The sequence below is a fragment of the Gilliamella sp. CG35 genome, assembly GCF_046635745.1.
GTDB classification, from domain to species: Bacteria; Pseudomonadota; Gammaproteobacteria; order Enterobacterales; family Orbaceae; genus Gilliamella; species Gilliamella apicola_I.
Map to the genome: position 1 here is coordinate 1 of NZ_JBIDFH010000015.1, position 19,419 is coordinate 19,419.

Annotated in this window: 14 protein-coding genes; 7 read left to right on the forward strand and 7 right to left on the reverse strand. The window is 36.6% G+C overall.

Features of this window, described 5'->3' with window-relative positions; translation table 11 throughout:
• The 4 genes from ACGH4F_RS07770 to ACGH4F_RS07785 form a co-directional block, all read right to left on the reverse strand.
• Nucleotides 1-1,235, reverse strand: a 1,235-nt coding sequence (locus ACGH4F_RS07770) for an SH3 domain-containing protein (protein ID WP_411590727.1), incomplete at its 3' end; no start/stop codon positions are given.
• 11 nt (nt 1,236-1,246) lie between these two features.
• Complete coding sequence (locus tag ACGH4F_RS07775) at nt 1,247-3,745, reverse strand: type VI secretion system Vgr family protein (RefSeq protein ID WP_411590728.1); 2,499 nt, start codon at nt 3,743-3,745, stop codon at nt 1,247-1,249.
• 3 nt (nt 3,746-3,748) lie between these two features.
• On the reverse strand, nt 3,749-3,976 hold the full coding sequence (locus ACGH4F_RS07780) for a hypothetical protein (protein WP_411590729.1): 228 nt from the start codon (nt 3,974-3,976) through the stop codon (nt 3,749-3,751).
• Nucleotides 3,977-4,368: 392 nt separating this feature from the next.
• Nucleotides 4,369-5,004: a hypothetical protein gene (locus ACGH4F_RS07785; RefSeq protein WP_411590731.1), complete on the reverse strand. Its 636-nt coding sequence runs from the start codon at nt 5,002-5,004 to the stop codon at nt 4,369-4,371.
• A gap of 272 nt (nt 5,005-5,276) precedes the next feature.
• On the opposite strand from ACGH4F_RS07785, the gene ACGH4F_RS07790 reads away from it, so the two are divergent.
• Nucleotides 5,277-5,771 (forward strand): N-acetyltransferase family protein, encoded by a 495-nt coding sequence (locus tag ACGH4F_RS07790; RefSeq protein ID WP_411590733.1) that lies wholly within the window; start codon nt 5,277-5,279, stop codon nt 5,769-5,771.
• Nucleotides 5,772-5,825: 54 nt separating this feature from the next.
• On the forward strand, nt 5,826-6,557 hold the full coding sequence (locus ACGH4F_RS07795; protein WP_267351916.1) for a rhomboid family intramembrane serine protease: 732 nt from the start codon (nt 5,826-5,828) through the stop codon (nt 6,555-6,557).
• Nucleotides 6,558-6,608: 51 nt separating this feature from the next.
• Here ACGH4F_RS07795 and lolE read toward each other — a convergent pair whose 3' ends face one another.
• From lolE to lolC, 3 genes are read right to left on the reverse strand one after another with little or no spacing between them, the layout of a single operon-like run.
• The gene (gene lolE / locus ACGH4F_RS07800; RefSeq protein WP_411590735.1) at nt 6,609-7,847 is read right to left on the reverse strand and encodes a lipoprotein-releasing ABC transporter permease subunit LolE; all 1,239 of its coding nucleotides are present in this window, start codon (nt 7,845-7,847) and stop codon (nt 6,609-6,611) included.
• 24 nt (nt 7,848-7,871) lie between these two features.
• The gene (gene lolD / locus ACGH4F_RS07805; RefSeq protein ID WP_411590737.1) at nt 7,872-8,564 is read right to left on the reverse strand and encodes a lipoprotein-releasing ABC transporter ATP-binding protein LolD; all 693 of its coding nucleotides are present in this window, start codon (nt 8,562-8,564) and stop codon (nt 7,872-7,874) included.
• Nucleotides 8,557-9,759, reverse strand: a complete 1,203-nt coding sequence (gene lolC / locus ACGH4F_RS07810; protein WP_411590788.1) for a lipoprotein-releasing ABC transporter permease subunit LolC — start codon at nt 9,757-9,759, stop codon at nt 8,557-8,559. Before lolC ends, lolD begins: the two co-directional genes overlap by 8 nt.
• Nucleotides 9,760-9,919: 160 nt before the next feature.
• On the opposite strand from lolC, the gene mfd reads away from it, so the two are divergent.
• The 5 genes from mfd (at nt 9,920) to mmuM (ending at nt 19,386) form a co-directional block, all read left to right on the forward strand.
• Nucleotides 9,920-13,378 (forward strand): transcription-repair coupling factor, encoded by a 3,459-nt coding sequence (mfd, locus tag ACGH4F_RS07815; RefSeq protein ID WP_411590739.1) that lies wholly within the window; start codon nt 9,920-9,922, stop codon nt 13,376-13,378.
• Between the two features lie 471 nt (nt 13,379-13,849).
• The gene (locus ACGH4F_RS07820; protein ID WP_411590740.1) at nt 13,850-15,355 is read left to right on the forward strand and encodes a DUF945 family protein; all 1,506 of its coding nucleotides are present in this window, start codon (nt 13,850-13,852) and stop codon (nt 15,353-15,355) included.
• 101 nt (nt 15,356-15,456) lie between these two features.
• Nucleotides 15,457-17,001 (forward strand): DUF945 family protein, encoded by a 1,545-nt coding sequence (locus ACGH4F_RS07825; protein ID WP_411590741.1) that lies wholly within the window; start codon nt 15,457-15,459, stop codon nt 16,999-17,001.
• A gap of 53 nt (nt 17,002-17,054) precedes the next feature.
• Nucleotides 17,055-18,452, forward strand: coding sequence for an S-methylmethionine permease (gene mmuP, locus ACGH4F_RS07830; RefSeq protein WP_411590743.1), 1,398 nt, complete (start codon nt 17,055-17,057; stop codon nt 18,450-18,452).
• Nucleotides 18,445-19,386: a homocysteine S-methyltransferase gene (gene mmuM / locus ACGH4F_RS07835; protein ID WP_267360037.1), complete on the forward strand. Its 942-nt coding sequence runs from the start codon at nt 18,445-18,447 to the stop codon at nt 19,384-19,386. The genes mmuP and mmuM overlap by 8 nt, the downstream gene beginning before the upstream one ends.
• Nucleotides 19,387-19,419: the final 33 nt, after the last annotated feature.

The following is a 19,419-nucleotide window of genomic DNA, read 5'->3' on the forward strand; positions in this document are numbered from 1 at the left end:
TTTTCAAGATTATCGCTCCATACGAGTTTTTTTCCTTCTGATAAAGGAATGGTCGGTTGCCCGTCACGGACTATCTGGGCTAATTCAACAAACGTTTTAGGTTTTTTCTTACCGCTTATTTTTACTTGGGTTCCCTTGGGTAACATAGACAGTATGTTTTTTTTACTTTCATCCCTGACTCTCAGTCCTTTTGATTTGGCAAAATTTTTATTTTTATCTTTATCTTTATTTTTTATATCAAATTCGGATTCCGTGAGCTGCTTTTGAGTTCCATTGAAAACCCAACCGATAATCTGCTTTCCTTCATGCTCATAAGGCGTTAATACCGGAATTGAACAATAACCTTCCTTTAATGAGGTCACCGCATACCATTTATAATCTTCGGTATGTAACTCAAGATTCAATTCCACTTTGGTGCCCGCTTGTAAGACTGCAAGAATCTCACCTTTTTTTAAGTCAGGCTTCTTTCGAATATTTAATCCTTCAACAAAATCTAAACCTTTTTCAGTGACCCGATAAATATCTTGCTCCCAAAATGCCGGCGCAGGCTCTTTGGGGTTATCCTCATAGTACTTTGTATCTGCCAAATGCATATATAAACTATAAAAATACAGCTGATGACCGGGCTGTTTAGGTTTAGCCGTTTCAGCAGCAGGCGGTGTACTTGCTGTTGATGCGTCACCGGTTGTCGTTGGGGGAGTTGGCGTATTAGTATTCGTGCCCGTTGGTGATGTTTTTACCGGCGTTGTAGTCGTAGGCTGTGTATTTGACGACGGTAATGCATTGGCTGCTGGCGCTGTTGAATTTTCAGTTGAGCTGGTGGTAGCTGCCTCAGGGGATGACTGACTTTCGGTTGTTGGAGTTGGTGTCGCTGGCGGGGTCGCTTCTTCAATTCGTTCCATTTCAAGCAGATGACGAACTAAAACAAAACCCGTTGAGAAAAAACCAACCTTATCACCATAATCAACTTTTTGATAATTGTCGTTTACCCGATAAGCAATGACTTCACCATCAGCTATACAGCACACTTTGCTAGGTTTATCATATACAATGCCTAAATTCTTAAGCGCTTTTTCATCAAAATGAATGCCGCCATGTACCTGTTTATTAACGCTCACAGGATAGAAACCTTCTTCCACTAACATTAAGGCTTGATGATAATGGGCAGCGCTTGATTTTTTTGGGTCATTGGTAACGACCGGATATTTCCATTTTTTTAGGGGGGTTAATGCCATGGTTGATTCCTTTATCCTGAAAAATTGATAACATCACTATTGATTAAACGCATAAGTGCTACATCAATATCACTGGATGTAAATTTTAATTTGTCACTATCAATACTTGCCGGTCCCATTTTTTGCATCACATTACATTTCATGTACACATTATCCGGTGTGCCAAGCTCTATACTTTCACTGCTGATTTTGATATAAGAGCCACCACACATTAATGTTAGCTCATCGCTTGCTGTAATGGTCAGTTCGCCGTCCACACTGTCGATTTTGATATCTTGTTTAGCCGCCATATTGAGGTTGGCATTTTGGGCTTGTATGTCAATATCCCCTTGGTTGGCAAAGACCTTCATCCCCGATTTATGAGCAAATAACCCTATCGCATCGCCCGATGCCAGTGTGATGTTTTTTAATGCCGTGATGTCAGTCTGGTTTTCAGCGGTGACACTCACGCTGTTACCGGTTGATAGCTGGATGTTTTCAGGACTGGTTAACGCAATACCTTGCTGAGCGTAAGCTAATATGCCACTTTGCGCCAGCTCAGTTAAGTTTGCCTTCAGCTGGTCTTGGCTGTCGGTGTCAGCCCCGTGGGCTTCGGCTTGGTTGGCGGCATTTTGTAGTGATTTGGCAATCGATAAGGCGTTTTCTATCTGGCTAATTGCGCCTTGCATATCCAGTTGTTTGCCCTGCGCTTTCGGCTCGGTCTGGCTGGTCAGGTATAAGCCTTTTTCAGCCGCTATCGCCCCCCATTCATCAGTGCGCAGTTCAAACCCTTCACCCCGTAATTCTTTTTTTTGGTTGACTAAGTGACCCAGATTAAGTTGCGTTTTACCGTATTCAGTCGCCAGCTTGATATGCTCTTGTCCCCGTTTGTCATCCATGCGCAATTTGTTATTGGTGGGGGTGCGAATCACATTACGGTGTTTGTTTATTGTGGTGACATGGTCAGGGTGGGCACTGTCGTGCAGGGCATGGGCAATATACGGGCGGTCAGGATTGCCGTCCATAAATGCCATGGCGACTTCCGTGCCGTCTATTAGCGGAAAATGAAAGCCATAAGTGCCTCCGGCATACGGTTTTGCCAGTCTTACCCATAAACTTTCATTGCCTGCTTTCCACGCTTTCAGGTCATAGTTAAATTTCACCCGATACCGACCTTGAGTATCAATATAGCCGTAGGTGTCATTGTCCGGACTGGTCACCCGTGCCGGTAAGGTTCCCCCGATTTGCGGCCAGGCTATCGGTTTGGGGCGGTATGGTTTTAATACCTGATACGGAATAGCGGTAAAATGTAGCTCGTAAGCATCCGTGCGGTTACCTTGCCCTTCCACACTTAATATTATCACCCCGTCAGCAATATCAACTAACGGACTGCCTTTAATCTGTATCCGTTGCCCCGGTGTCAGGTGATAACGGTTGCTTTTGCCACTAATCACGATTTTTTCACTGATTGCCTGTTCATGCCGTATTCGGGCATACCATTGTCCGCTTTCCGTGACATTATTCGGGTCGCTCGGGTTAGAATGATTATCGTCGTTATCGTTATCTATATCATCTACATCACCGTTCAGCTTATCTTCTTGTCCGTTACTTCTCAGCCCTTTGTAGTGCTCGCCATAACGGTAATCCGTGCCATAGGTGGTGCTGTCTTTGGGCTGGCTGTTCACGTCACCGTGTAAATTCGCTTTCGCATCCCGATAGTTATAATCCTGCACTTTAACCGATGACTCCACCACCCGACTGCGTAACCGAATATCCCAGATACTTTCTGCGCCACCATCCAGCGTTCCGCTGGGTAACCGGTAATCAATATCGCTGACCTGCTCATAACCTTGTTCATAATCGCTTATCACCATCACATCGCAATTGTGCTCAGCATGCGTTTCAAATCGAAACCAGACACCGATATCTGCCAACAGACGCTGAATAAAGCTTAAGTCACTTTCCTGCCATTGAGTGATAAACTCACGTTCCGGGTAGCTGCTGTTTAATTCCAGACGGTAATCGATGCCGGTAAAACCATGACTGCGTAGCACTTCTTCAACCACACTAATCACACTTTGGTTTTGGTATATCGCATTATTGCGATTTAAAGCTAATCTGGCTAAACGGGGCGATAACACTATCTGATAATGTGCCTGCTCTTTACTGACCGATAACAAACTAAAACGGGTAATAACGCCATATATTTTTCGTAAGTCACTCTCGACAGGCAGGTCACTTAGGGAACGAATCGCCGTTGCCAGCACATTTTTAACCGCAGGATTAAAGGAAAATGATGCTTTTTGGTTGAGTATATCATCGGGCGATAAGCCTTTATCAGGGCTGGTAAAGTCAATGGTGTAATGCCATGGCTGGTTGAGCTGTTCATCACCTTGTACGTGTAAAACAGAAATTGGCGAAATCAGATTATCAACCGTTAAGGTGTAGCGGTTGTGGCTGACCTCGCCCGTTAGTTCATTCAGTAAACTTTCACCGACTTGATTGATAAGGGTAGTTATTTTGTTCGCCATGGGTTACTCCTTTGCTGATGTGTCGGACTGGTTAGTCAGCTTTCCAACGTTATTTAGGTGATAATGATTTTGGTTGCTTAAGTTGGAATAATTGAGGGCATCGATAATCAGAAAAGAATCAAGAAATTGATGAGATAATGATTGTGAATTGAAATACCAATCATCATGATAATGCCAAAAATGACTGTAAATAGGTAATCGGTTTTCTGATAGCACTAAACAACGAACCACAACTACTCCTTAATATCCATACTTATCCCTATTAATTAACTTTTATTTATTTTGTATTATCAATTACGATAATCTTATTTATAAAAAATTATATTACTTTGCAAAAATTTGCAATATAATTTTTGATAAGTTATGTAAAATTAACAATAAATTACAAAACGTGTAAATTCAAATATCGAAGTAAGCTTTTTATTAACGTTGTATTTTAATTATTTCAAAAATATTGAATAAAGATAATTTTTCAAAAGTGATAGTTGATTATAAAACGGTGTTGACTGTATGGAGGTTATGATGAAGATCGAGGAATTAATTATCTTACTTATACCCTAATATCAACCCAATAATCCTACGGTGATCTTCATTATAATAAAATTTTGACTTGCTTAAATACATCATTTAAATTGAACTAAATCATCATGTTGATGATTGACCTTTGCCAAAATTGACTGGATTTTTTTGTCATCATCAATAATTAAATAAAATGGGCGTAATTTTGGATAGTGATTTTTTAGTAAGTCACCTTTTGGAGTACCTTTAGGATAAAATTGAAAAGTAATAACGTTAGAACTGGCTATGATGTTTTTAAAGTCATTCCAATAAAATATTCCTTCTATATCATAAGATTTGACTAAAATTCCTTCTTCAAAAAAGGCATAATAACTGGTGACAGGCCATTTTAAGCTGTTGTAAAGTTTTTTTAGTCGCCTGATTTCAAATGAAACTGCAATATAATGTTGAAGGATCGAAAATACTATCATGATAGCACCTAGCAACATGACTAATAGAAGATTAAAAAATAGTTTATCTGTCGGATTATAATTTAGGTATAGCACAGTAAGCAGTACCCAAGACGCAATTAATGCGATAAAGGTTAGTATTCTTTTTTTAGGAATGTGAAATCGAAGAACTATATTGTGGATATTGGAAAGAATAATTTTTTTAGACTCTAATTTGACATCGTAATCACACAAAAATTCTGCCTCTTCAGGATCAAAGGCGATATAAGGTTGGTTAACGGCTCCATTCATTCTGCTATTCCTATTCATTTTAGTGATAATCACTTTGCCATTATAAAAGAGCCTAACACACATTGCAAAATAATTATTTGTTTATCATAGAGTTAATTTATAACCGTGGTGATAATGATTGTCCTTCAAGCATGATTGCAACTACGTTTATTGACTATTTTTCGTCCTGTATTTATTGATAATGGTTAACTCGGTTTCGGTAATTAATTGGTTGTCTGATTTAAATAATCTCATTACAATACCTTCCCTTATCCATTGACAGACTCTATTTTATGATCACGTATCGTCATGCCACACTCAGTGATTTGCCTTTTATTGTTGAGGTTTATAATTCGACCATTGCCAGCCGTATGGTCACAGCTGATACATCACCTGTTTCAATCGACAGTAAGCGTGATTGGTTTGAACAACATAATGAGAATAACCGCCCTCTTTGGTTAATTCAGCATCAAAATCAACCTTGTGGTTGGATTAGTTTATCTTCGTTTTATGGGCGACCTGCTTATTCTAAAACGGTCGAAGTGAGTTTATATCTTCATGAACAGTTTCGAGGTAAAAAAATTGGGCAATATATGCTTGCTCAAATTGAAGAATATGCCCGTAAAGTCGGTATCGATAGCATATTAAGTTATGTATTTGGTCATAATATTCCCAGTATGAGTCTTTTTAGTAAAATGCAGTATCAGCAATGGGGATTATGTCCAAAGATTGCCGAACTGGACGGTGTAAAGCGTGATTTAATTATTTTTGGAAAATCACTTATTTAAACGTTGTCAATATCAAATAACTTATGCACTTTATTTATAAGGATACAAGTTTACATGACTATTTTACAAAATTTAATTTATTTAGGACGCCAAGCCAAAATAACCAGTTCACTGATTGTGATTAATATTGCTTGGTTTGTAATATCCCGTCTTTGTGATAGCCGTAGTTTTGTTGATTCTTTAAAAAACTTGTTTTTGGTCGATTGGGGCGCCGATGTATCGCAATTGACTTTTTCGGGGCAATATTGGCGCATGTTCACTAGCTTATTTATGCATGTCAGCCTGTCACACTTGTTAATGAATATGATCGCCTTATGGAGTGTGGGCATCATTTTAGAAAAACGCCTTCCAAAATTTGCCTTTATTGGTATTTATTTTCTTTCTGGATTAATCAGTAATTTAGTCAGTGATATTGCTAATCTTGATCGTACCGTGATTAGTTGTGGGGCATCCGGTGCAATTTTAGGGATTATTACCGCATTATTGGCTTATAGTTTGGTTAATCGGGCCAATCTTAAAGAAATGCCCATCAATGCTATTATCATTAGCTTAGTGCTTACCGCTGGCTTAGGCTTGCTTCCTGGTATTAATAATATGGCGCATTTGGGGGGGGCTGTTGCCGGTTTTGGTTTGGGGTTGGTCGTGTCGCTATTGATAAAATGGTTTGGTTATTCAAGTAAATTTACAGTACTGTTTATTTGTTTATTATTTATCGTGACTATCTGGTGTATTTATATGGGGTATGTGCATTATGAATTACCGGATAATTTAAAATATCATTACTAATCACATTATGTTGCGCTGATAACTAGTGCTATCAGCGCCTGATTTATCATTTTAAAAACTGTTTAATATTTTTGCCGGATCAATTTTACATGCCCGTTTAGCCGGATAATAACTGGCAATTAAACTTAATAGCATGGCAGTAATAAACACAATTAGCACATCAGTTGCATGAATTTTTGAAGGTAAAAAGTCAATAAAATAGACATTTCCATTTAATACTTTATGCCCGATCAGCGATTCAATTACTTTCATGATATTTGACAGCTGCCAAGCGGATAGAACGCCTAAAACAACGCCGAGTAAACTGCCTATTAAGCCTGAAATAACCCCATACCAAATAAAGATATGTTTAATTAGGCGATTATTTGCGCCCAGTGTTTTAAGAATTGCAATATCTCGTTGTTTATCTTTTACAGCGATCACTAATGTCGAAACAATATTGAAACAGGCAACACCAATCACCACAATCATTGCTAAATACATGATTTGTCGTATCATTTGAATGTCTCGATACATAAAACCGTACGAGTTTTCCCAACTGGTGTATGTGACGTTTTCGTCAAGATTTAATATCGCCCTGCCTAATAGGCTTTTAGCTAAATAAACTTGGTTAACGTTGACCATTATTCCTGTGACACTGTCACCAATATTTAAAAGTTTTTGAGCGTCTGATAAGGGGATTAACGCAACATTGTTACTTAAGCTACCACTTAAATCTAAAATTCCCACCACTTGTAAACGCACACGTTTAGGTGGTTTGAGTTGGTTATTATCACTTGATACTGGAATTAACAATGTTATCCATGCACCCTGTTTTACCGACAGTTTTTTTGCCAGTCCCGATCCGATAATAATTTGCTGACTATCGTTTTTAAAATATTGCCAACGATCATCCAATACATATTTTGGCAACGCACTTATGGCTTTTTCGCGCTGTGGATCAACCCCTTGTACCTCAACGGCTCCAAGTTTGCTTCCATTTTCGATAAGCCCTGTAAAGCTGATAAATGGTGCCGCTGAAACGATATTTTTATCTTCTTCTAACTCTTGTTGGATATGCTGCCAGTCATTTAAATTGCCATATTGAGAATATATCTGTCCATGCGGAACAACCGATAACACTCGGTTTTTTAATTCATATTCAAAGCCATTCATGGCACTTAAGCCAATAATGAGTGCGGCAATTCCAATTGCAATGCTTAAAGTTGAGATAATCGAGATAAGTGATACCATGCCACTTTTACGGCGACCTTGACGAAATTTTATTGCCGTCATTAAGGATAGATTCATTTTGTTTTCCACTAAATCGTTTTTTTAATGTCCGCTTTCAGAAAGCTGCCCGTCACTCATAACCAATTGTTTATCCAATTTTTTAGCCAATTCTAGATCATGAGTGACAACTAAAAAGGCCGTTCCTTGTTCTTTATTGAGTTTGATAAGCAAATCAAAAATAGCGTCCGCTGTTGCTTTATCCAAGTTTCCGGTGGGTTCATCCGCCATGACTAAAGACGGGTTATTAATTAATGCCCGTCCTATTGCCACACGTTGACGTTCACCGCCCGATAGTTCGGATGGACGATGTTCGGCTCGGTTTGTTAAATTAACTGATGCTAACATGTCTTTCGCCCGTTTTTTGGCCTCATTGGGCGATACACCACCAATTAAGAGTGGCATAGCGATATTTTCAAGTGCAGTAAAATCGGGTAAAAGGTGATGAAACTGGTAGACAAAACCGATGTCTTGATTGCGTAATTTTGCTTTTGCTTGTTCTGATAATTGATTAAGCTGTTGTGATTTGAATATGATTTCACCTGATGTCGGTTTGTCCAATCCACCCAGTAGATGTAATAGTGTACTTTTACCCGAACCTGAACTTCCTATAATAGCGAGTAATGATTGAGGATGAAGATCAAATGAAACATTTTTTAAGACTTCAGTCACCATTTTCCCTTCTTTATAGGTTTTATAGAGATTTTTAGCAGTCAGTAATGGCTGAGTATTATTCATAACGTAGCGCCTCGGCAGGTTGAATGGTTGCAGCACGATAAGCAGGATATAAGGTTGATATTAGCGATAACATGAGTAATCCGATAATAATAAAAACAATTTGTGAAGGTTCGATTAATGTCGGTAATTCTATACCTGCAAGCGATAAATCTAAGGTTTCCATGATGTTATTTAAGTTACAAGCAAGTACAAGTCCTAATGTGCTTCCTAGTAGTGTACCTATTACCCCTGAACTTGCGCCTTGTATGATAAAAATTAGCATTATTTTAAAACGTGATAATCCTTGAGTTTTTAAAATGGCAACCTCACCTTGTTTTTCCATCACCAATAAACTTAAAGACGTAATAATATTAAATGCTGCAACAATCACGATAAGGCTAATCAGTAAACCCATGACGTTTTTTTCCATTTTTATTGCTTGAAATAATTCGCCCCGTTTTGCTCGCCAATCTTTAAATTCAAGTCCTTCCGGTAGCGGAGTATTCGTAATTTCAGCAATTTGTAAAGGGTGTTTCAAAAATAATCGCCAACCGGTAATTGTATTAGCTGGGTAACGGAGTAATTTTTGGGCATCGGTTTGGTTGACGTAAATTAAGGTTTGGTTAATGTCATGGTTAACCGAAAATAGTCCAACAACAGTAAATAAACGTTGTGATGGTATACGCCCCACAGGTGTGACCTGACTAGCATCGGTAACCATTAAACGTATTGTATTACCTACTGTCACGCCGAGTTGATTGGCTAATGTTTGTCCTAAGATTACATTATATTGCCCAGCCTGTAGATCGGATATCGATCCGGTATAAATATAATCTTGAATGGGATCATCATTTTCTGGATTGATGCCCATCAAGGTACTTACATTGATACTTTGTTCACTTTGCAATACCACGTCGCTAGTGACTAACGGCGTAATGCGACTTACGCCATTAATCTGTCCAAATTGTTCATATGCCGTGTTATCTATGACGATTTTGCCTTGTGGTGTGGTGATTTGTGCTTGCGGTAAGAACTTTAACACACTATTTTGCATCTGATCTTCTAGTCCATTCATGACCGATAACACCAGAATTAATCCCAATGATCCAAGCATGATCCCTATCATCGATAACCATGAAACAAAGCGACCAAAGCCATCAGTCTTTTGACCGTATACATAACGTAACCCAATATAAAGCACTAATGGACGAAATATTTTTGACATAAATGTTTATCATTTCCGAAACTTTTTGACAAAGTTTTGCAAGTTAAATAGAAGACGTTTATCATACAGGATTAAACAGTTATAGAAAACATCCAAGTAATTACGTTATAATGTATTAATACTTTTTGCACCAATATCAATTAAATTTATCATGTCTAAAAAACTCAATATTTCAACACTTATTCCACAAAAACCTGGTGAAGTAAAACAGTTTGGACAACTGGTGGGATCCTCATTATCGAAACTGTGTGCCGATGCAATTGCTGCGCATAACGGTTTAGTGGTGATTGTCACCGATGATATGCAGCAAACAACCCGCATTTATGAAGAGCTGAAGCAATTTAGCCATTTTCCGGCTATTTCGTTTCCTGATTGGGAAACCTTGCCTTATGATAGTTTTTCACCTCATCAAGATATTGTATCTGAACGCTTATCTTGCCTTTATCATCTTGCACATTTAACCAAAGGCGCGTTAATTTTACCGATCAATACGTTAATGCAAAAAGTTTGCCCAAAAAGTTATTTAGGTGGGCATGTGTTCATTATGAAGAAAGGCTTACAAATTAGCCGTGAACATTTGCGAATGCAATTAGAAAATGCCGGTTATCGCGCTGTTAGCCAAGTCATGGAACATGGCGAGTATGCCACACGAGGCGCACTTTTTGATATTTTTCCTATGGGTAGCGATAAACCTTATCGTATTGATTTTTTTGATGATGAAATTGATAGTATCCGAACGTTTGATGCTGAAACACAACGAACGCTTGAAGAAATTGTAGAAATTGAGTTATTACCAGCTCATGAGTTTCCTTTTGATAAAGCGGCTATTGAATTGTTTCGTAGCCAATGGCGTGCAAAATTTGAAGTCAGATTAGAGCCTGAAAGTATTTATCAGCAAGTCAGTAAAAATATCTTACCAACAGGGATTGAATACTGGCAAGCCTTGTTTTTTAGTGAGCCGCTAACGACACTTTTTTCTTATTTTTTAGATAATACGCTAATTATTAATACGGTCAATATCGAGCAGTTTGCCAATAAATATTGGCAAGATATTAATCAACGTTATGAAAGTCGTAAAGTTGATCCTATGCGTCCTTTACTTGAACCCGCAGTTATTTGGTCTAAAACGGATGAAATCTTTGCTAATTTTAAACATTATCCAAGGATGATTGTATCGAATAACACGGTGGATGAGTCATCGAAAAATATCAATTTACCTTTTATGAGTTTGCCTGATATTGGTTTTCAGATTCAATTGAAAGACCCTTATCATCAATTTAATCAATTCACTGAAAACTTTAATGGTAAGATTATTTTTTCGGTTGAATCAGAAGGTCGTAAAGAAGCATTACAAGAGATTTTAGGTCGAATTCGTATTTATCCAACCAGCATTAATCAGCTTGATCAGCAAGCAACGGTTGATAACCGCTTTTGTGTCATGGTCGGTGCGGGTGAACAAGGTTTCATTGATGAGCAACAGCACTTTGCTTTTATTACTGAAAATGAACTGTTAGGACGACGTGTTATCCGTCGTAAAAATGAGAACAGACAAGCTATTAATACCGATAGTTTAGTTCGTAGTTTAGCCGAATTAACCCCTGGTAAACCTGTCGTGCATTTAGAGCACGGTGTAGGACGTTATGCTGGGTTAACGACGTTAGAAACAGGCGGTATTACGGCTGAATATCTTATTTTGCTTTATGCAAATGATACCAAACTTTATGTACCTGTTTCATCGCTTAACTTGATCAGCCGTTATTCTGGCGGTGATGAAGAAAATGCGCCTTTAAATAAATTAGGGACAGATGCTTGGAGCAAAGCCAGACAAAAAGCAGCAGAAAAAGTCCGTGATGTTGCCGCCGAATTGTTAGATATTTATGCGGAGCGTGAAAGTAAACCAGGATTTGAATTTAAGCAAGATCGTGAACAATACGAACTATTTTGCCAAGCCTTTCCTTATCAAGAAACGGAAGATCAACAAAATGCCATTGGCGCCGTTATCGGGGATATGTGTTCTCCTTATGCTATGGATCGATTGGTTTGTGGGGATGTCGGCTTTGGCAAAACCGAAGTTGCAATTCGCGCTGCTTTTTTAGCTGTCGTCAATCAAAAGCAAGCCGCAGTTTTGGTGCCAACCACCTTACTTGCTCAACAACATTATGAAAGTTTTTGTAATCGTTTTGCTAATTGGCCAATACGTATTGAAAGTTTGTCTCGTTTTAAAACCGCAAAACAGCAACGAGCCGTCATTGATGCACTTGCAGAAGGTAAAGTCGATATTGTCATTGGCACGCATAAATTATTGCAGGAAGATGTAAAATGGAAGGATCTTGGTCTATTGATTGTTGATGAAGAGCATCGCTTTGGTGTTCGTCAAAAAGAACGTATCAAAGCTATGCGAGCCAATATCGATATATTGACCCTAACTGCTACCCCTATTCCTCGAACATTGAATATGGCGATGAGTGGTATGCGTGATCTTTCTATCATTGCCACGCCACCTGCTCGCCGATTAGCTGTGAAAACGTTTGTCAGAGAATACGATGATTTAGTGATTCGAGAAGCTATCCTGCGTGAAATTTTGCGTGGTGGTCAAATTTATTATTTACATAATGATGTCTCGGATATCAATAACGTGAGTGAAAAGCTAGCCGAATTAGTGCCAGAAGCACGTATTGGCGTTGGTCATGGTCAGATGCATGAACGCGATTTAGAGCGAGTGATGAATGATTTTCATCATCAACGTTTTAATATTTTGGTTTGTACTACCATCGTTGAAACCGGTATCGATATTCCTAACGCTAATACGATTATTATTGAGCGTGCCGATAAATTTGGTTTAGCGCAATTGCATCAGTTGCGTGGTCGGGTTGGTCGTTCGTATCATCAAGCTTATGCTTATTTATTAACACCACATCCTAAATTATTGAGTAAAGATGCCAAAAAACGTCTTGATGCTATCGCAACCCTAGAAGATTTGGGTGCAGGTTTTGCTTTAGCAACGCATGATCTGGAAATTCGAGGTGCAGGCGAGTTGTTAGGAAGCGATCAAAGTGGTCAAATTGAAACTATTGGGTTTAATTTATATATTGAACTACTAGAAGATGCCGTAAAATCCTTAAAAGAAGGAAAAGAACCTACGCTTGAATCACTGTTGACCAGTCAACAAACGGAAATTGAGTTACGTTTACCTACATTGATTCCAGACGATTTTATTCCGGATGTTAATACTCGTTTATCTTTGTATAAACGTATTGCGAGTATCAATAATTTAGATGAATTGACCGATATACAAGTTGAAATGCGTGATCGTTTTGGGCAATTACCTGATGCAGTTCTCTTTTTGTTAGAAACAACTAAAATTCGTTTTCATGCTAATCAATTAGGCATTACTAAAATTGAATTTGGTGAAAAAGGTGGGTTTATCGAATTTGGTAGTAATAATAAAATTTCAGTTGATTATTTAATTGAAATCATTCAAAAAGAACCTAAAAATTATCGTTTAGAAGGCAATAATAGATTAAGATTACAAAAAACTGATTTACAACGTATAGAGCGTATTGAGTATATCAGAAACTTGTTAACTGAATTTTCCACACATCAAGCATAACACACAACATTTTGAAAATTGTTTAATAAATAGCTCATTGCTCTGTATGGATGTCACCCACATAGCAATGAGCAGAGCTAAATTAATATTGCCGGTCAATTTGGAGTTAATATAAAACGTTATTTGTTAGATGAATAACTATCATGTTTTGATTCCTATCTACCAAACATTTTCTTTATCCTTCTTAATGAGTAAGGTCATACTCATTTTGACCATTAACTATGCTTTTTTATCTGTATCGCTAAGTATGCGATGAAATTAGAATCAATATTTTCTCTAATAAATTGTGATTTTATAAAATCACTTAAAAACTCGCTTATCGTTCTGAAATCCATTAGAATTGAAAGGTCAGAATCGCATAAAACTATTTATTCATAATAAGATAGTTTATTGATAATAATTTAGTTTTACTCGTCTCTGAATTATGAGCACATAATTTATGTAATAACAATGAATTAAAAGAGAAAACCAATGAAAAAAAGTAAATTAGCTATCGGCTTTGTAGCGCTATTAGCAATCGGATATGTAGGTAGTTCATGGTATGTTGGCAATAAAATTGAGAAAGAATTGGATAGTCAATTAATCAACATTAATGAAACGATTAATGGCTACCAAAATCAATATGATATATCAATCAAAACAAGCAATTATCAAAAAAATATTTTTACATCCAAATTTCACCTTACTATAACCGAAAAACCCCGTATTGAATATGTTGTCAATGAACCAAAAACCGTTTTTGATGACGATATAACTATCCATCATGGTCCATTCCCTATGGCCGCATTAATTAAAGGTAACTTTGTCCCCCAATTGGCATGGATTGAATATGAAATGACTGAAAAAGACAATCCAACTCTTTGGAAACTTGCAGGAGATAAACCTTTTATTACCGCCACTATGGGGATTAAATTTAGTGATTATGTCGTCACAAAAATTACCACAAAAGCCTTGAATACTATTGACATGCCTCAGTTTAAAGAAGGAATAGATATTTCAGAAGGCAACATCACCATCACCAGTGATTTAAATGAATTGACCTCATCGATGTCTATAAAGCTTGATAAATTAAGATATAAAATTGATCAGGTTAGTTCAATCTCATTGAGCAATCTTAAGGTTAACTTAGAAAATAAAGGAGATGATATCGTTGATCTAAACTCAAACGTTGATACTTTAACGATAAACGCTCGATCAAGTCTTCCAGTCCAAATAGATATTGATAATATAAGTAGTTCAGCTCAGTACACAATAACATTTGATCCGATCAATGGAGCTAATATACCTAATTATCAATCCAAGATGAACATAGAAAAATTGAAAACAACTGTCTTAAGTTTCAATCCACAAGCGCCATTTGTTTTTAATAATATATTCTTTAAGCAAGATGTTCGATCTAATCCAAATAATAGCACAGAGGGCAGTTATGAGGCTAATATTGAATCGTTCAATTTTGGCAAACAAAATTTAGGTCATGGTGAGTTTAAGTTTAATTTTGAAGGGGTTAACACACAGAATCCGTTTGAAAGTTTATTTATTGAACAAAATTCATCTGACTTTTCAAAAATTCAATGGGATGGTTTGTTAAATTGGCATAATGCTGCAGGCGATATTATTGCCAACACATCAGCGATAGTCGATAACAACTTATCAACGGATGACAATAATAATGATATTACCCCCGATCGCATGTTAAGTTATAACATTCAGATTCCATTTAAAGTATTAGCACGTATGTGGGCACAAACGGAAAATTACAATGAAACGGATGTGACTGATGATATGATTGCTGGAAAATTATATATGATTAATTTAATCGCGAAATCTAAGATTAAAGATCATCCTCTTATTTCTATTGATGAAGATAAGCAAGGTATCTATCTGGATTTGAAAACAAAACAGAGTGATTCTGACGTGATAATCAATGGACAAAAAATGAATAAAAATGATTTTAATCGTCTAATTCTTTCTCTTTAAGACTCTTTTTAGTTACGCCTAATTAGCTTGATAGGCTAACTAGGCGTTGCTTTAGGTTTATCAAAATCAAATTAATAATTATAAAAAATAACGGGAAAACAATGAAAAAAATTAAATTTACAATAGGAATAGTTGCAGTCTTAAGCATAGGATATTTAGGTTCAACTTGGTACATTGGCAATAAAATTGAAAATGAAATTGATAATACCCTGTCATTAATCAGTGAAAAAATTAATGGCAGCAAGGATATGAGTAAGATCAATATAACCAAAAGCCATTATGATAAAGGTCTATTCTCAACGAAATTACACCTGACTATCACCGAATCAGTAGATAATCAAACGGATCTTGAGAATGATAAAAATATCCTCTTTAGTGATGATATTACAATTTATCACGGCCCTTTTCCTATCGTCAATATCGCTAAAGGTGATTTTACACCTCAAGTCGCAATGATAGATTATCAAATGACTGAAAAAGCATTTCCAGAGCTTTGGAAATGGTCAAATAACCAATCATTCATCACTGGTCATGCCAATTTAAGTTTTCAAAAAGAGTTCAGTATTTATTTGAAAAATAACCCTATTAAGATAAATCTAGTCAATCATGTGTTTGGCGAAAACAATTTGTACTTAACTGAAGGTGAGTGCTTTTTCAATGTTTCTAAAGATTTTTCAACTGTCAGCGTAAATTCACACTGGGACAAATTAGAATTAACATCGGAATTCAGAAACCTATCCTTGAAACTTGATCAAGTTTCTATCAAAACCGAGCCCGAAAGCAGTCATAGCTCTTTAAATTATGTATTGGAGTTGAAAAATCTTTATTATTCAGAAGAAAATTATGATCTTATTGACAGAAATTATCAATATGTTACGACATTTAAAAAAGAGCTAAATTTTCAGGATGTAAAAGCTGTCAGAAATGGTGATGTCAAAAATGGAATATTACATAACAATTTAACCATTTATAAAGTTATATCCCAGAATTTTTTCAATGACAACGCATCCGCTATGTTAAACCAAATATTAATAAATCAATCAATAAATCAAACTGATGAGGATTATTATGATTCAATAGACATTAAGATAGGTTCATTAACGTATGGAAACCAAAACCTTGGTTCAATCTCATCGAATAATGAATTTATAAATATGGATGGAATCAGTATGCTGTCGTTTGTATTAGGCGAATTTGGATATGGATTCGAATCGAGCGATCCTCATTATGTTAATCCTGATAAACTTAATAGGAGCATGTCCTATAAATTTAATTGGCATACTAATGTCGGCGATATTAATGCTGATTTATTAATTGATTATGATAGTAATGAGAGTTTTCGTGGATTATCTAGTGACGATAATATTCATCTTTTCAAACTTAAACTTGATATGCCATTTGACGTTATAAATTATATTGCAGCTCAATTTGAAAATTATCAACAAAACATTGTTACACAAGAACAAATTGATAAAATAGTATTAGGAAATGATATAAAATCGTGGTTAGATGAATCAATTCTTTTCACTTTTGAAAAAAATGGAATGGAAGGGATATATTCAGATGCCAACTATTCAAGTGATACACATCAAGCAGAAGTGAATGGTAAATTTTATAGTGAAGACGATTTTTTCACTCATTTTTGATGTGAATTGAGACAATAAATAATTTTTTAATACGCTAGCGGACATACCATGTTATGAACAATCATCTATCTAAATCACCTGAGAATCAATTTAAACGTACTATGCAAACTCGGCATTTAATTATGTTATCGTTAGGTGGCGTGATTGGCACAGGATTATTTTTTAATACCGGTTATATTATTGCAACCGCAGGAGCCGTGGGAGCGATTATTGCCTATTTAATTGGTGCTTTGGTCGTTTTTTTAGTTATGTTGTGCCTTGGCGAACTTGCGGTTGCTATGCCCGAAACCGGTGCTTTTCATACGTATGCTTCACGTTTCATTAGCCCCGCTACTGGCTATACCGTTGCTTGGTTATATTGGCTAACCTGGACAGTTGCATTGGGTTCAAGTCTAACCGCTGCGGGTATGTGTATGCAGTATTGGTTTCCGGATATTTCTGTTTGGGTTTGGTGTTTAATTTTTTGTGCAGTTATATTTGTTTTGAATATTGTGACTGCACAATTTTTTGCGGAAAGTGAATTTTGGTTTTCAATAATTAAAGTCATTACGATTATAGTTTTTATTATTGCGGGCAGCGCAGCTATTTTTGGTTTTATACCGATGAAAAACGATATGCCAGCCCCATTTCTACACAATATTACAGATAATGGTTGGTTTCCACATGGATTGACACCTATCATCATGACAATGGTATCGGTTAATTTTGCCTTTTCTGGTACAGAACTAATTGGTATTGCTGCGGGTGAAACTAAGCAGCCTGAAAAAAGTATTCCTTTAGCCATAAAAACAACCATTTTACGGTTAATCATTTTTTTTGTTGGCACTATTTTTGTACTGGCGGCTTTATTGCCCATGGAACAAGCAGGCGTCATTAAAAGTCCTTTTGTGATGGTTTTTGAAAATATTGGTATCCCTTATGCTGCCGATATCTTTAATTTTGTAATTTTAACTGCCATTTTATCGGCGGCTAATTCAGGACTTTATGCATCAGGTCGAATGTTATGGTCGTTATCAAATCAAGGTACTTTGCCTAAATGCTTTTCAAGATTAACCACTAAAGGGATTCCAACCACCGCTATAACGGTGAGTATGTTAGGGGGATTACTGGCGTTGTTTTCTAGTGTGATTGCACCCGATACAGTCTTTGTTGCGTTAACAGCTATTTCAGGTTTTGCCGTGGTTGCTGTTTGGTTAAGTATTTGTGTATCACATTACTTTTTTAGGCAAAAGCTTTCTCAAGAACAAATTATTAATTTAAAATATAAAGCGCCCTACTACCCTTTAGTCCCGATTCTAGGCACAATTTTGTGCGTGATTGCCTGTATTGGACTGGCTTTTGATCCAGAACAACGAATAGCGCTATATTGTGGCATCCCTTTTGTCATTGTTTGTTTTATGGTTTACCATTTGACGCATAAGTACAAAACTCGAGTTACTCAAAATGATTAATAATAATCCGATTAAGAATTTATTAAACCAAAAAAACTTTATCATTGTTGACGGTGCACTTGCCAGCGAGTTACAACGTCGTGGAAGCGATTTAAATGATAGTTTATGGTCAGCAAAAGTATTATTTGAGCAACCTGAATTAATTCGGCAAGTTCATTATGACTATTTTAAAGCTGGCGCAGACTGTGCCATTACAGCAAGTTATCAAGCAACACCTTTAGGATTTGCTAAAAAAGGCATTAATCTCAACGATTCTATTGCGTTAATACAAAAAAGTGTTGAACTTGCACAACAAGCTAAACAACAGTATTTAAGCGAATTAGACCAACCTAAACCTTTACTTATTGCCGGGTCTGTTGGGCCTTATGGCGCCTATTTAGCTGACGGTTCCGAATATACAGGAGCCTATCAACTGACTGAAGAAGCCTTTATGGACTTTCATTATGTCCGCATAAAAGCACTTATCGATGCCAATGTGGATTTACTCGCTTGTGAAACCTTGCCTTCTTTTACAGAAATAAAAGCATTAACAAAGGTGATTAAACAATTTCCTAAAATAAGTTGCTGGTTTTCATTTACACTGAAAGATGATCAGCATCTGAGTGATGGAACACCGTTATCTTTAGTTGTCGAATATTTAAATAATATTGAGCAAATTGCCAGTGTAGGCATCAATTGCATTGCATTAGAAAAAGTGACAAGGTCACTAAATGTGTTAAACAAACTCACATCAAAACCATTAATCGTTTACCCAAATTCTGGCGAAGTATATGATCCTTTAATCAAACAATGGCACCCTAACCCGCAACATAATTGTACCTTTGCTAATCAGTTAACAAACTGGATAGAATCTGGTGCTAAATTAATTGGCGGTTGTTGTCAAACCACGCCTAACGATATTGCTAATATCGCTAAATTCCTGCAAGATAAATAAAACTTTTCGTTGAGTAAGTATACAAAATCAAAT

Coding starts and splice junctions, on each gene's coding strand:
- lolE (WP_411590735.1), bottom strand. CDS start 7,847: ATGAATCTATCCTTAATGACGGCAATAAAATTTCGTCAAGGTCGCCGT.
- ACGH4F_RS07820 (WP_411590740.1), top strand. CDS start 13,850: ATGAAAAAAAGTAAATTAGCTATCGGCTTTGTAGCGCTATTAGCAATC.
- lolD (WP_411590737.1), bottom strand. CDS start 8,564: ATGAATAATACTCAGCCATTACTGACTGCTAAAAATCTCTATAAAACC.
- mmuM (WP_267360037.1), top strand. CDS start 18,445: ATGATTAATAATAATCCGATTAAGAATTTATTAAACCAAAAAAACTTT.
- mmuP (WP_411590743.1), top strand. CDS start 17,055: ATGAACAATCATCTATCTAAATCACCTGAGAATCAATTTAAACGTACT.
- ACGH4F_RS07790 (WP_411590733.1), top strand. CDS start 5,277: ATGATCACGTATCGTCATGCCACACTCAGTGATTTGCCTTTTATTGTT.
- ACGH4F_RS07795 (WP_267351916.1), top strand. CDS start 5,826: ATGACTATTTTACAAAATTTAATTTATTTAGGACGCCAAGCCAAAATA.
- ACGH4F_RS07785 (WP_411590731.1), bottom strand. CDS start 5,004: ATGAATGGAGCCGTTAACCAACCTTATATCGCCTTTGATCCTGAAGAG.
- ACGH4F_RS07775 (WP_411590728.1), bottom strand. CDS start 3,745: ATGGCGAACAAAATAACTACCCTTATCAATCAAGTCGGTGAAAGTTTA.
- mfd (WP_411590739.1), top strand. CDS start 9,920: ATGTCTAAAAAACTCAATATTTCAACACTTATTCCACAAAAACCTGGT.
- ACGH4F_RS07825 (WP_411590741.1), top strand. CDS start 15,457: ATGAAAAAAATTAAATTTACAATAGGAATAGTTGCAGTCTTAAGCATA.